Raw genomic sequence first — 11,517 nt, 5'->3', positions numbered from 1 at the left:
GCTCAGGGCGCGCCCTGGCACAGCGCCTGCAGCGCCTCGCGGGTCGGATCGGCGGGCATCTTCGCGGCCAGCGGACCGAGCAGGTCGACGGCGAGATCACCGTCGGCCTCCTGCATGTGCATGCAGCGCGACTGCTTGCCGACGCCGTCGATGCGGATGCTGGCCACAGTCTTCGCCACGCGCGCGTCGCGCGGCACCAGGGTCAGCGTCCAGGCGCCGTCGGCCTTGCCCGTCTGGGTAATTTCGAAGGACTTCTGCAGACGCGCCGCGTCGCCGCTGAGCAGGGCCACGAAGCTGTCCAGCAACACTTGCAGCTGCGGCGCGCGCTTCAGCGAAAAGTGCCGCGCACTCCTGCCCTCGCGCTGCTGGGTGACCTCGCCGTCGGCGATGGTGGAAGTCTCGCGTTGCGGCTGGTCGACGCGCCGCTGCAACTGGTCGCCGCCCAGCCACGACAACTCGCCGGACACCACCAGCGGCTGCTGCAACACCTGCAGGAAACGCGCCTCGGCGAACGCCGTATGCGCGGGCGCCGGCTGGCCCAGCGCGGCGATCAGCGCATGCGCCGGGGAAGACGCAGGCGCCTGCTCAGACGCCGACGCGCTCGCGCACAGCGTCAGCAGCAGGCTCGGCAGCAGGAGGTGCGTCTTGCCAGAAATCATAGAAATTGAACCAGTTGTAGGGAGCGACGTGAATGTAGTGCTCCAGTCGTTTCGCGTAGCGGGCAATCAGCGCATCGAGCGCCGGGCCTCGATCATGCCGCGGAATCTCCACCCGTTCGCTGAATGGCTCGAACACCAGCCGATAGCGGTTGCCGCCCAGATACAGGCCAAAGCACAGTACCACCGGCACCTGCAGCGTATGCGCCAGCAGCCACGGGCTGATCGGGAACGGCGCCGACGAACCGAGGAACTCGGTACGACGCAGCACCTCATGGCCGCGACCACGATCGGCCAGCATCGCCACCAGCGCACCGCTGCGGCAGGCTTCGGCCATCGCCAGCGCGATGCTGGTGCCATCCTGCGCCGCATCGATCACGCACTTGCCCACTTCCGGCGCCAGCTCTTCCAGCAGCTCGGTCATCGCCGGCGTCTTCTGCTTGTCCAGCACCACCCGCAGCGGCATGTCGGGTCTGCGCGCACCCACAGCGCGCAGGGCTTCGAAACTGCCCTGGTGCGAACCGAACAGCAGCACGCCATGACCGCGCGCGTAGCGCTCGTCGAGCAACTCCAGGCCTTCGGTCTCGATCTCGAACGGCTGCTCGCCATGCGCGAGCAGGAAGATCCGGTCCAGGATCGTGGCGGCGAAGCAATGGATGTGTTTCAGCACCTGCCACGATGACACCGGGCCGCCCAGCGCGCGTTCCAGGTACTGCCGCGAGGCCAGCCGCTCGGGCCCGCGACGCAGGTAGAAATACAGCGTGATCGGATACAGGCACAACCGGCCCAGCCGGCGGCCGCCGTACAGGGCGATGCTGCGGATCAGCCAGATCGCGAAGCGGCCGCCGCCCTCGGGCCGGCTTTGCCAGTGTTCGTCGTTGCTCATGGAGATCCCTCGACCACGCCGCGCGCCAGCAAGCAACCGTCGCGACGGATTTCGAAGCGGGCCCGCGAGCCTTCCGTCGCGCCCCCGGTCAGACACAACATGGCCGTTTCATCGGGCAGCAGCGGTGCCACGAATTTCGCCTCGAGCACCCGCGCCAGACGCTGCCCCCGCCAGCGGCCCAGCGCCAGCGCAACCTGTTCCAGCAAGACCACGCCGGGAACCAGCGGATGGCCGGGGAAGTGCCCCGGCAGTGCAGGATGCGCCGCGTCGATCCGCACACATTGTTCGAAGCGCTCGCTCATGACGGCATCACCCGTTTGCCGCGCACCAGTTGCGGCCAGTGCAGCGCCAGTTGCAGCATCATGTCGTGCAGGCCCGGATGGCTGAGATGGCGCAGGCGCCAGCGCCGGTAGAGATACTCCAGCAGGAACGCCACGCCCAGCAGCGCGTAGCAACCCAGGTGCAGCCATGCGGCCGCCCAGCGCTCGGGCACCTGCAGCGGCGAGGCGACGCCGAAGCGCTGCAGCAGGCCGCCGTGATCGGCACACAGCAGCAACACGGTCAGCACCAGCGCCTGCGCGCCGAGCAACAGGGTCCAGAACCAGGTGAGCTGTCGAGCATAGGCCGCGACACCCGGCTGCCGCAATCGCTCGGCCCCTTCGATGGCGATGATGAAGCGTTCCACCAGCGGCTCGGCGGTGGCCAGGGTGCGGCCGAACCAGATCGCCAGCAGCACATTGATCAGCACCGGCACCGCTTCCAGCAGCAGGCCGGCGAATCCGCCCATCCAGACCAGCAGCAGGCCGGCCAGCACGGCGCACCACGACAGCCATGCCGCACCTCGTCGCGCCAGCATGGCGGGCAGCAGCAGGACGGTAAGCAGCAGCGCCAGCGCCAGCAGCGCGAAAATCTGTCGATGGCTCACCGCACCGGCGATCGCCAGCAGGGGATACGCCGGCAACAGGCACAGCGCAAGGCGCCGCGCATGGTCGGACGATGGAGGGGATGCCGTCATGCCAGGTTCCGCGTGAGCTTCATCCGGATGGCCACCCTGCCATCCCCACGGGAAGACCGCGTGACGAAACCATGGCGGAGCAACTGCGAACGTCGGCCAACCTCAGCCGGCGCGATGCTGCTCGACGTGGTCGGACAGGCTGCGCAGACTGGTGAAGATCTGCCGGTTCTCCGGGTTGTCCGAGCGCAACTGAAAACCGTAGTGCTTGGACACGGCCAGGGCGATCTCCAGCGCGTCGATCGAATCCAGCCCCAGTTCGCCGCCGAACAGCGGTGCATCCGGCTCGATCTGCTCCGCCGTGACGGACTCGAGGTTCAGGCATTCCACCACCAGGGTGGCCAATTCGTGTTGCGCTGCGGTCTGCTCTGCCATGCTCGATTCCGTACGGTGTTTTCATTGCCTCCCCCCGGTGGCAGTGGGCGCGGAGTGTAACATAGCGCCCTTGTCGTCCCCGGTTGTCGAGAATGGTTCAGGGAAGTGAAAACCCGCAAATCGACTCGCTGGCGCGCCGCGCGCCGCGGGTTTCCTATCGCATGGCCGAACCCGCCGCGGTGCTTGCCGAACCCGGCACGCTGGCGGTGTTCGGCTTCGGCGAACACGCCCCGCGCAGCGGGGATCCGCGTTATCTGCAGGTACCGCTGGAAGCGTTCGATGGCCCGGCACCGCTGGAGCTGTGGCAGGTCGATGCGTCGGTGAGCAGCGGTCGCGACGGTGCGATGCACTGGGCGGCCGGCGGTGGCTGGCTGTTTGCCTCGATCGAGCTGGACGAGCGCGAGCATGGCGGCGCCACAGCCACCGCGGAGCTGGCCTATCGGCAGCTGCACCAGCTGGTAGCCGCGCGGGCGGAGCATCACGTGCAGCGCGTGTGGAACTACCTCGGGGCCATCAACCACGGTGATGGCGACGCCGAGCACTACAAGCATTTCTGCGATGGCCGCGCCAGCGGCATGGGCGATTTCTTCAGCGAAGGTTTTCCGGCCGCCACGGCGATCGGTCACCACGGCGACGCGCATCGCTTGCAGGTCTACCTGCTGGCCTGCGATCGCCCCGGCCAGAAAGTCGAGAACCCGCGCCAGGTCAGCGCCTGGCGCTACCCCCGCCAGTACGGCCGGACCCCGCCCAGTTTCGCCCGCGCGATGAGCCTGCCGGCCGGCGATGTGCTGGCCATTTCCGGCACGGCCGCCGTGGTCGGCCATGCGTCGGCGCACCAGCACGACCTGGACGCCCAGCTCGCCGAAACCATGGTCAATCTCGACGCCTTGCTGGCCAATGCCGGCTTGGCCAGCGGGTTCGACAGCCACTCGCCGCTGAAGGCGTATGTTCGCCATCGCGGCGACGCCGCGCGGGTGCGCGAGTTTCTCGGCAGTCGGCTGCCCGGCGTGCCGGTGCTGCTGTTGCACGGCGACATCTGCCGCAGCGAACTGCTGTTCGAGATCGACGGCTGGCGGTATGTCTGAGGAACGGAGGAACGGCCAGCATATCCCCGTTCCGACCGACTACCGTTTCACCGGCCGCTTCCAGCCCTCATAAGTCTGCTGCTTGCCGCGCGCCACGGTCAGCTCGCCATCGGGCGCGTCGCGGGTGATCACCGAGCCGGCGCCGATGGTGGCCTGGGCGCCGATCGACACCGGCGCGACCAGCGAGCTGTTCGAGCCGATAAAGGCGCCGTCCCCGATCCGCGTGAGGTGTTTGTTCACGCCGTCGTAGTTGCAGGTGATGGTACCAGCGCCGATGTTGACGCCACGGCCCACCTCGGTGTCGCCGAGATAGGTGAGGTGGTTGGCCTTGCTGCCTTCGCCGAGACGGGTTTTCTTGGTCTCGACGAAATTGCCCACATGCACGCCGACATCCAGCTCGGTGCCCGGGCGCAGCCGCGCAAACGGGCCGATCGTGCAGGGACCGCGGGTGACCACGCCATCGAGGTCGCAGTGCGACTGCACCACGGTGCCGGCCGCCAGCTGCACGTTGCGCAAGCGGGTGAAGGCGCCGATGCGCACGTCATCGCCCAGCGCAACGTCGCCTTCCAGGATCACGTCGATGTCCAGCTCCACGTCGCGTCCGGCCGTGACCACGCCACGAACGTCGATGCGCAGCGGGTCGGCCAGCCGCACGCCGTCGCCAAGCAGGGCGTGCGCGGCGCGCTGGCGGAAAGCCGCCTCCAGTTCGGTCAGCTGCAGCGGATTGTTGGCGCCGGCGGCCTCGACCGGATCGGCGCACTCCACGCTCAACGCGGGATGGTTCTCCTCGGCCGCCATGCGGAAGATGTCGGTGAGGTAATACTCGCCCTGCGCGTTGTTGCGATCGAGCCGCCCGATCCAGCCGCGCAAGGCGCCGGCCCCGGCGATCAGGATGCCGGTGTTGACCAGGTTCACCGCACGCTGCACGTCGTCGGCATCCTTTTCCTCGACCACCGCCCGCACGCGGGCATTGCCGTCGCACAGCACCCGGCCGTAGCCGCGCGGCTCGGCCAGCCGCATGGTCAGCAGGCTGAAGCCGCCCTCGGCTTCCACCAGTTGCCGCAGCGTCTCGACGCGGGTCATCGGCACATCGCCATACAGCACCAGCACGCGCGCGTCGTCCGGCACCTCGCCCAGCGCCTGCTCCACCGCGTGGCCGGTGCCCAGGCGTTCGGCCTGCAGTGCCCAGCGCAGGTCGGCCTGGTCGGCGAACGCCGCCTGCACCTGCTCGCCGCAATGGCCGTAGACGATGTGCAACGCTGCCGGCTGCAACGCCCGCGCGGCCTCGATGACATGCGCCAGCAACGGCCTGCCGGCCAACGGCATCAGTACCTTGGGGCGGCTGGATTTCATCCGCGTGCCGGCGCCTGCCGCGAGGATGATGACGTGGAGTGGTGCGTGATTCATGCTGTCGGCCCTGACGTGTTTCGATCGAAAAGCATAGCAGCCGGTTCGGCGCCGTTGCCGGCAGGCATGACTCAGGGCTGCGCCGCCGCGGCCGAAACCGAGGACTGGCCCGCGTGGCATTCGAAGCGGAAGACATAGGTGAGGCTGAATGGCCGGGTGCCGCTGTCCACCACATGGCTGTTGCCGTCGGCGTCCGCGGCCCAGCGGCTGATGCTCAGCGGCTGGAACTGCCACTGCCGCGCGGCGGCACGCACCGCATCGATGAAGGCGTGCCGGCTTGCATCGGCCTGCTGCTCGGCGCTCACGCGCACCTCGGCCACCGCGCCCTGGTCATCGATGATCAACAGCGCCGGCACCTCCTGCGGCGGCGGGCAGATGGCCAGCAAGCCCGGCGGATACGCCGGCTTCACGCGCCGGAGCGGCGTCGCGCCGCTGGACACCTCGCCCATCGCCAACTGGTAGCGCACCGTGCCGGGCGGCGCCACCATCCGCCATGAGGCATCGCCACTGGGCGGCGGCGACGCAATCCGGGACGTGCTGGCACAGCCGGCCAGCCATGCGGCCAGAACGGCCAGTGACAACCTGCGCGCGAATCGGATCATGATGGGCTCCTGCCATGGACAAGGCTTCGGAAGCTATCAGATTACACGTGTAATATATACTGCCGCCACACGGCATGGCTGCCCCGGATTCATCTGTTCCACACACGAAAGCGCCGGCACGAGGCCGGCGCTTTCTGTCGCTTCGGTAGCCCGCGTCAATCAGACGGCTAGTGCTTCAGATTCTTGCGCAGACGTTCCAGTGCCTGCAGCTGGGTCATCGCTTCGGCCAGCTTGGCCTGCGCCTCGGCAATTTCCATCGCGTCGGTGCGATTGGCCAGGGCCGCCTCGGCTTCCTGCTTGGCGCGCTGCGCGGAGGCCTCGTCCAGATCGGCGGCGCGGGCCGCGCTGTCGGTCAGCACGGTGACCACCTGCGGCTGCACTTCCAGAATGCCGCCGGAGACCCAGAACTGCTGGCGCTCGCCGCCGTCCAGCAGCACGTCGACGTGACCGGGTTTCAGGCGGGTGATCAGCGGTGCGTGGCGCGGCGTGATGCCGAGCTCACCGAGCTCACCGGTGGCAACGACCATCGTCGCGTCGCCGGAGAAGATCTCGGCTTCGGCACTGACGATGTCGACGCGAATGGTTTGGGTCATGGCTTTTCTCGCTACGCTCGAAGGGAATGGGGGATCGGGAATGGGGAATGGTCAGGAGCGGTAGGAACCGGCGCTTTTGCTTTGCCGATTCCCCATTCTCTGTTCCCGATTCCCGAAAGCCGCCTCAGGCGGCTTTCTTGGCGCCCATGTCCTCGGCCTTCTTGATCGCCTCGTCGATGCCGCCGACCATGTAGAACGCCTGCTCCGGCAGGTGGTCGACGTCGCCGTCCACGATCATCTTGAAGCCGCGGATGGTTTCCTTCAGCGACACGTACTTGCCCGGCGAGCCGGTGAACACTTCGGCCACGTGGAACGGCTGCGAGAAGAAGCGCTCGCACTTGCGCGCGCGCGACACCGCCTGCTTGTCCTCTTCGCTCAGCTCGTCCATGCCGAGGATCGCGATGATGTCCTTCAGTTCCTTGTAGCGCTGCAGCGTGCCCTGCACGCGGCGGGCGACGTTGTAGTGCTCTTCGCCGATCACCAGCGGATCGAGCTGGCGGCTGGTCGAGGCCAGCGGATCCACCGCCGGGTAGATGCCCAGGCTGGCGATGTCGCGCGACAGCGCCACGGTGGAGTCCAGATGCACGAAGGTGGTGGCCGGGGACGGATCGGTGTAGTCATCGGCGGGCACGTAGACGGCCTGGATCGAGGTGATCGAGCCGGTCTTGGTCGAGGTGATGCGCTCCTGCAGCACGCCCATTTCCTCGGCCAGGGTCGGCTGGTAACCCACGGCGGACGGCATGCGGCCCAGCAGCGCGGACACTTCGGTACCGGCCAGCGTGTAGCGGTAGATGTTGTCGACGAACAGCAGCACGTCCTTGCCCTTGCCGGTCTCGTCCTTCTCGTCGCGGAAGTACTCGGCCATGGTCAGGCCGGTCAGCGCGACGCGCAGGCGGTTGCCCGGCGGCTCGTTCATCTGGCCGTACACCATCGCGACCTTGTCCAGGACGTTGGAGTCCTTCATCTCGTGGTAGAAGTCGTTGCCCTCGCGGGTACGCTCGCCCACGCCGGCGAACACGGACAGACCCGAGTGCGCCTTGGCGATGTTGTTGATCAGCTCCATCATGTTGACGGTCTTGCCGACGCCGGCGCCGCCGAACAGGCCGACCTTGCCGCCCTTGGCGAACGGGCAGACCAGGTCGATGACCTTGATGCCGGTTTCCAGCAGGTCGGTCGCCGCCGCCTGCTCGTCATAGCTGGGCGCTTCGCGGTGGATGACCCACTGGTCCTGCTCGCCGATCGGGCCGGCTTCGTCGATCGGGTTGCCGAGCACGTCCATGATGCGGCCGAGGGTCGCCTTGCCGACCGGCACCTTGATGCCTTCGCCGGTGTTGCGCGCCTGCAGGCCGCGCTTCAGGCCTTCGGTGGAACCGAGCGCGATCGTGCGCACGATGCCGTCGCCGAGCTGCTGCTGGACTTCCAGCGTGATCTCGGTGCCGTCGATCTTCAGTGCGTCATACACCTGCGGCACCTGATCGCGGGGGAATTCCACGTCGACGACCGCGCCGATGATCTGAACAACTTTGCCCTGGCTCATGCTGATAGCTCCGGATGAATCTCTTTAGGTTTGTTGCGGCGCCGCTTCGCGTCGCCATGAATTTTTTCAAGAGCTGCCGCGGTTACACCGCAGCAGCTCCTCCAACGATTTCGGAAATTTCCTGGGTGATCGCGGCCTGGCGGGCCTTGTTGTAGACCAGCGTCAATTCGCCGATCACCTTGTTCGCGTTGTCCGACGCGCTCTTCATCGCGACCATGCGGGCGGCGTGCTCGCTGGCCAGGTTCTCCAGGGCCGCCTGGTACACCACGGACTCGATGTAGCGACCCAGCACGTGCTCCAGCACGGTCTGCGCGTCGGGCTCGTAGATGTAGTCCCAGTCGTGGCTCGCTTCCAGCTTCACGCCGGCGTAAGCCGACTCGCCGGCCGCCTGATGGGCTTCCATTTCCGTGGCCACCAGCGGCAGCGGCAGCAGCGCGTCGATGGTCGGCTTCTGCGTCATGGTGTTGACGAAGTCGTTGTAGGCGAGGAACACGCGATCCAGACCGTTGGACGTATAGGCGTCCATCATCACCTTGATCACGCCGACCAGCTGCTCCAGCTTGGGCTTCTCGCCCAGATGGGTCACGCTGCCGATCAGGTTCACGCCCTTGAGCCGACGGAAGAACGCCACCGCCTTCTGGCCCACCGCGACCACGTCGACCTGCACGCCCTGCTTCTGCCACTCGACGATCGCCGGCAGCAGGCGACGGAACAGGTTGGAGTTGAGGCCGCCGCACAGGCCGCGGTCGGTCGACACCACGATGAAACCGACCCGCGCCACGTTGTCGCGCTGGGTCAGGAACGGATGGCTGAAATCCGTGCTGGCCTGGGCCACGTGCGCGATCACCTTGCGCATCGAGCGGGCGTACGGACGCGAAGCCTTCATCAGGTCCTGCGCACGACGGATCTTCGCGGCAGAGACCATTTCGAGCGCGCGCGTCACCTTGCGCATGTTCTGCGTGCTCTTGATCTTGGTTTTGATTTCGCGTCCGCTGGCCATGCTTTACTCGCTCGCTTTGCTCACTCGGGGGAATGGGGAATGGGGAATGGGGAATGGTTCAAAGCGGAGCGCGATGCGCCGTGGCTCTTCCTATTCCCGATTCTCTATTCCCTGTTCCCGGCTCCTCTTACCAGCTACCGGTCTTCTTGTACTCGTCCAGCGAGGCCTTGAAGGTGGCTTCGATGTCGCCGTTCCAGTCGCCGGTGGCCACGATCTTCTTCATCAGCTCTTCGTGGTTCTGGTGCATGAAGGCGTGCAGGCCCTTCTCGAACGCCAGCACCTTGTTCACCGGCAGGTCGTCGAGGTAGCCCTTCTCGGCCGCGTACACCGACAGCGCCAGCTCGGCGATCGACAGCGGCGCGTACTGCGCCTGCTTCATCAGCTCGGTCACGCGCTGACCACGGTCCAGCTGGGCGCGGGTGGCCGGGTCAAGATCCGAAGCAAACTGTGCAAACGCGGCCAGCTCGCGGAACTGCGCCAGCGCCAGCTTCACGCCGCCGGACAGCTTCTTGACGATCTTGGTCTGCGCGGCACCGCCGACGCGGGACACCGAGATACCGGCGTTCACGGCCGGACGGATACCGGCGTTGAACAGGTCGGTTTCCAGGAAGATCTGGCCGTCGGTGATCGAGATCACGTTGGTCGGCACGAACGCCGAAACGTCGCCGCCCTGGGTCTCGATGATCGGCAGCGCGGTCAGCGAACCGGTCTTGCCCTTCACTTCACCGTTGGTGAACTTCTCGACGTATTCCTCGGACACGCGCGATGCGCGCTCGAGCAGACGCGAGTGGAGATAGAACACGTCGCCCGGATACGCTTCGCGGCCCGGCGGACGCTTCAGCAGCAGCGAGATCTGGCGATACGCCACGGCCTGCTTGGAAAGATCGTCGTACACGATCAGCGCATCTTCGCCGCGATCACGGAAGTATTCGCCCATCGCGCAACCCGAATACGGCGCCACGTACTGCAGCGCAGCCGACTCGGAGGCCGAGGCGACCACCACGATGGTGTGCGCCAGCGCGCCGTGCGCTTCCAGCTTGCGCACCACGTTGGCCACCGACGAGCGCTTCTGGCCGATCGCCACGTAGATGCACTTAATGCCCGAACCCTTCTGCGCGATGATCGCGTCGATCGCCAGCGCGGTCTTGCCGGTCTGGCGGTCGCCGATGATCAGCTCGCGCTGGCCACGACCGACCGGGATCATCGCGTCGACCGACTTGTAGCCGGTCTGCAGCGGCTGGTCGACCGACTTGCGCCAGATCACGCCCGGCGCGACCTTCTCGACTTCGGCGTTGAGCTTGGCGTTGATCGGGCCCTTGCCGTCGATCGGGTTGCCCAGCGCGTCGACGACGCGGCCGAGCAGTTCCGGGCCAACCGGCACTTCGAGGATGCGGCCGGTGGTCTTGGCGGTGTCGCCTTCGCGCAGGTGCTGGTATTCGCCCAGCACCACCGCGCCGACCGAGTCGCGCTCGAGGTTCAGCGCCAGCGCAAACGCGTTGCCCGGCAGTTCGATCATTTCGCCCTGCATCACGTCGGCCAGGCCGTGGATGCGCACGATGCCGTCGGACACGCTGATGATCGTGCCCTCGTTGCGCGCTTCCGCGCCGAGCTTGAACTGCTCGATGCGGCTCTTGATCAGTTCGCTGATCTCGGACGGATTCAGTGTGCTGCTGGACATGGTTGTTATCCCAAAATCGAAAGCTTTGTTGAAGAGTCCGGCCATGGATGGCCGGTTTTGCCCTTCGCGAAATGGACTTCGCGTTTAATCAATTTGTCCGGCCATGGATGGCCGGTTTTGCTCTTCGCGAAACGGACTTCGCGTGAAACTTATTGGCTCAACGCACCGGCCAGCTGCGCGAGACGTCCACGCGCCGAACCGTCGATCACTTCCGTGCCGGTATCGATCACCACGCCGGCCAGCAGCGAGGCATCGACCGAGGTTTCCAGTTCGATCTCGCGCTTGAAGCGGCGCTTCAGCGACGCCTTGAGCTGTTCGGACTGCGCGGCGTCCAGGCTCATCGCGCTGGTCACCTTGACCAGCAGCTGCGATTCGGACTCGCGCTTCAGCATCTCGAACAACTCGGCCACTTCGGGCAGCAGAACCAGGCGGCGCTGCTCGGCCATCTCGGTCAGGAACTGGCCGAACGGCGCATCGACCGCCATGCCGGCCGGCAGATGCAGCGCCACCAGCTGAGCCGGCAGCACCCGCGGATCATTGCCGAGGCCGGCCACGAGCGCATCGCCCGCCACCGCCGCAGCAAACGCCAGCGACTGCGACCACGAAGCCAGCGTGCCGGACGCGTGCGCCACCTCAAAGGCGGCGCGGGCGTACGGACGGGCGAGGGTGATTGCCTGGGCCATCGA

General features: G+C 66.7%; 13 protein-coding genes. 1 reads left to right on the top strand and 12 read right to left on the bottom strand.

What is annotated here, in order from left to right; genetic code table 11:
• Positions 1 to 2: 2 nt before the first annotated feature.
• The 5 genes from AC3A56_RS12720 to AC3A56_RS12700 all read right to left on the bottom strand — a co-directional run bounded on the left by AC3A56_RS12720 (position 3) and on the right by AC3A56_RS12700 (position 2,929).
• Complete coding sequence (locus tag AC3A56_RS12720) at positions 3 to 659, bottom strand: LolA-related protein (protein ID WP_487770573.1); 657 nt, start codon at positions 657 to 659, stop codon at positions 3 to 5.
• A complete protein-coding gene (locus AC3A56_RS12715; RefSeq protein ID WP_056767934.1) occupies positions 586 to 1,542 on the bottom strand; it encodes a lysophospholipid acyltransferase family protein in 957 nt (318 codons plus the stop codon). Before AC3A56_RS12715 ends, AC3A56_RS12720 begins: the two co-directional genes overlap by 74 nt.
• Positions 1,539 to 1,844, bottom strand: a complete 306-nt coding sequence (locus AC3A56_RS12710) for an ApeI family dehydratase (RefSeq protein WP_487770572.1) — start codon at positions 1,842 to 1,844, stop codon at positions 1,539 to 1,541. The genes AC3A56_RS12715 and AC3A56_RS12710 overlap by 4 nt, the downstream gene beginning before the upstream one ends.
• Entirely contained in the window at positions 1,841 to 2,557 is a 717-nt protein-coding gene (locus AC3A56_RS12705; protein WP_487770571.1) for a COG4648 family protein, read from the bottom strand. Before AC3A56_RS12705 ends, AC3A56_RS12710 begins: the two co-directional genes overlap by 4 nt.
• A gap of 102 nt (positions 2,558 to 2,659) precedes the next feature.
• A complete protein-coding gene (locus tag AC3A56_RS12700; RefSeq protein ID WP_056715942.1) occupies positions 2,660 to 2,929 on the bottom strand; it encodes a phosphopantetheine-binding protein in 270 nt (89 codons plus the stop codon).
• Positions 2,930 to 3,021: 92 nt separating this feature from the next.
• On the opposite strand from AC3A56_RS12700, the gene AC3A56_RS12695 reads away from it, so the two are divergent.
• Complete coding sequence (locus AC3A56_RS12695) at positions 3,022 to 4,014, top strand: chorismate transformation FkbO/Hyg5 family protein (RefSeq protein WP_487770570.1); 993 nt, start codon at positions 3,022 to 3,024, stop codon at positions 4,012 to 4,014.
• A gap of 39 nt (positions 4,015 to 4,053) precedes the next feature.
• Here AC3A56_RS12695 and glmU read toward each other — a convergent pair whose 3' ends face one another.
• The 7 genes from glmU to AC3A56_RS12660 all read right to left on the bottom strand — a co-directional run bounded on the left by glmU (position 4,054) and on the right by AC3A56_RS12660 (position 11,514).
• The gene (gene glmU, locus AC3A56_RS12690) at positions 4,054 to 5,421 is read right to left on the bottom strand and encodes a bifunctional UDP-N-acetylglucosamine diphosphorylase/glucosamine-1-phosphate N-acetyltransferase GlmU (protein WP_487770569.1); all 1,368 of its coding nucleotides are present in this window, start codon (positions 5,419 to 5,421) and stop codon (positions 4,054 to 4,056) included.
• Between the two features lie 71 nt (positions 5,422 to 5,492).
• Positions 5,493 to 6,023 carry a hypothetical protein gene (locus AC3A56_RS12685; RefSeq protein WP_487770568.1) on the bottom strand — a complete coding sequence of 177 codons (531 nt, stop codon included), beginning with the start codon at positions 6,021 to 6,023 and terminating at the stop codon, positions 5,493 to 5,495.
• Positions 6,024 to 6,190: 167 nt separating this feature from the next.
• Positions 6,191 to 6,616, bottom strand: coding sequence for a F0F1 ATP synthase subunit epsilon (locus AC3A56_RS12680; RefSeq protein ID WP_056715927.1), 426 nt, complete (start codon positions 6,614 to 6,616; stop codon positions 6,191 to 6,193).
• Positions 6,617 to 6,740: 124 nt separating this feature from the next.
• Positions 6,741 to 8,153, bottom strand: coding sequence for a F0F1 ATP synthase subunit beta (atpD, locus tag AC3A56_RS12675; protein ID WP_056715925.1), 1,413 nt, complete (start codon positions 8,151 to 8,153; stop codon positions 6,741 to 6,743).
• 82 nt (positions 8,154 to 8,235) lie between these two features.
• Positions 8,236 to 9,153: a F0F1 ATP synthase subunit gamma gene (gene atpG / locus AC3A56_RS12670; protein WP_056715922.1), complete on the bottom strand. Its 918-nt coding sequence runs from the start codon at positions 9,151 to 9,153 to the stop codon at positions 8,236 to 8,238.
• A gap of 127 nt (positions 9,154 to 9,280) precedes the next feature.
• A complete protein-coding gene (atpA, locus tag AC3A56_RS12665) occupies positions 9,281 to 10,831 on the bottom strand; it encodes a F0F1 ATP synthase subunit alpha (protein ID WP_007807021.1) in 1,551 nt (516 codons plus the stop codon).
• Between the two features lie 149 nt (positions 10,832 to 10,980).
• Complete coding sequence (locus AC3A56_RS12660) at positions 10,981 to 11,514, bottom strand: F0F1 ATP synthase subunit delta (RefSeq protein ID WP_056715920.1); 534 nt, start codon at positions 11,512 to 11,514, stop codon at positions 10,981 to 10,983.
• Positions 11,515 to 11,517: the final 3 nt, after the last annotated feature.

Source organism: Rhodanobacter sp. Soil_C_14 (assembly GCF_057657335.1).
This window is presented reverse-complemented; position numbering and strand designations above follow the sequence as displayed.

Excerpts from the sequence above, each read along its gene's own strand:
- AC3A56_RS12720 (WP_487770573.1), bottom strand. The coding sequence starts at position 659 with ATGATTTCTGGCAAGACGCACCTCCTGCTGCCGAGCCTGCTGCTGACG.
- AC3A56_RS12715 (WP_056767934.1), bottom strand. The coding sequence starts at position 1,542 with ATGAGCAACGACGAACACTGGCAAAGCCGGCCCGAGGGCGGCGGCCGC.
- AC3A56_RS12710 (WP_487770572.1), bottom strand. The coding sequence starts at position 1,844 with ATGAGCGAGCGCTTCGAACAATGTGTGCGGATCGACGCGGCGCATCCT.
- AC3A56_RS12705 (WP_487770571.1), bottom strand. The coding sequence starts at position 2,557 with ATGACGGCATCCCCTCCATCGTCCGACCATGCGCGGCGCCTTGCGCTG.
- AC3A56_RS12700 (WP_056715942.1), bottom strand. The coding sequence starts at position 2,929 with ATGGCAGAGCAGACCGCAGCGCAACACGAATTGGCCACCCTGGTGGTG.
- AC3A56_RS12695 (WP_487770570.1), top strand. The coding sequence starts at position 3,022 with ATGGTTCAGGGAAGTGAAAACCCGCAAATCGACTCGCTGGCGCGCCGC.
- glmU (WP_487770569.1), bottom strand. The coding sequence starts at position 5,421 with ATGAATCACGCACCACTCCACGTCATCATCCTCGCGGCAGGCGCCGGC.
- AC3A56_RS12685 (WP_487770568.1), bottom strand. The coding sequence starts at position 6,023 with ATGATCCGATTCGCGCGCAGGTTGTCACTGGCCGTTCTGGCCGCATGG.
- AC3A56_RS12680 (WP_056715927.1), bottom strand. The coding sequence starts at position 6,616 with ATGACCCAAACCATTCGCGTCGACATCGTCAGTGCCGAAGCCGAGATC.
- atpD (WP_056715925.1), bottom strand. The coding sequence starts at position 8,153 with ATGAGCCAGGGCAAAGTTGTTCAGATCATCGGCGCGGTCGTCGACGTG.
- atpG (WP_056715922.1), bottom strand. The coding sequence starts at position 9,153 with ATGGCCAGCGGACGCGAAATCAAAACCAAGATCAAGAGCACGCAGAAC.
- atpA (WP_007807021.1), bottom strand. The coding sequence starts at position 10,831 with ATGTCCAGCAGCACACTGAATCCGTCCGAGATCAGCGAACTGATCAAG.
- AC3A56_RS12660 (WP_056715920.1), bottom strand. The coding sequence starts at position 11,514 with ATGGCCCAGGCAATCACCCTCGCCCGTCCGTACGCCCGCGCCGCCTTT.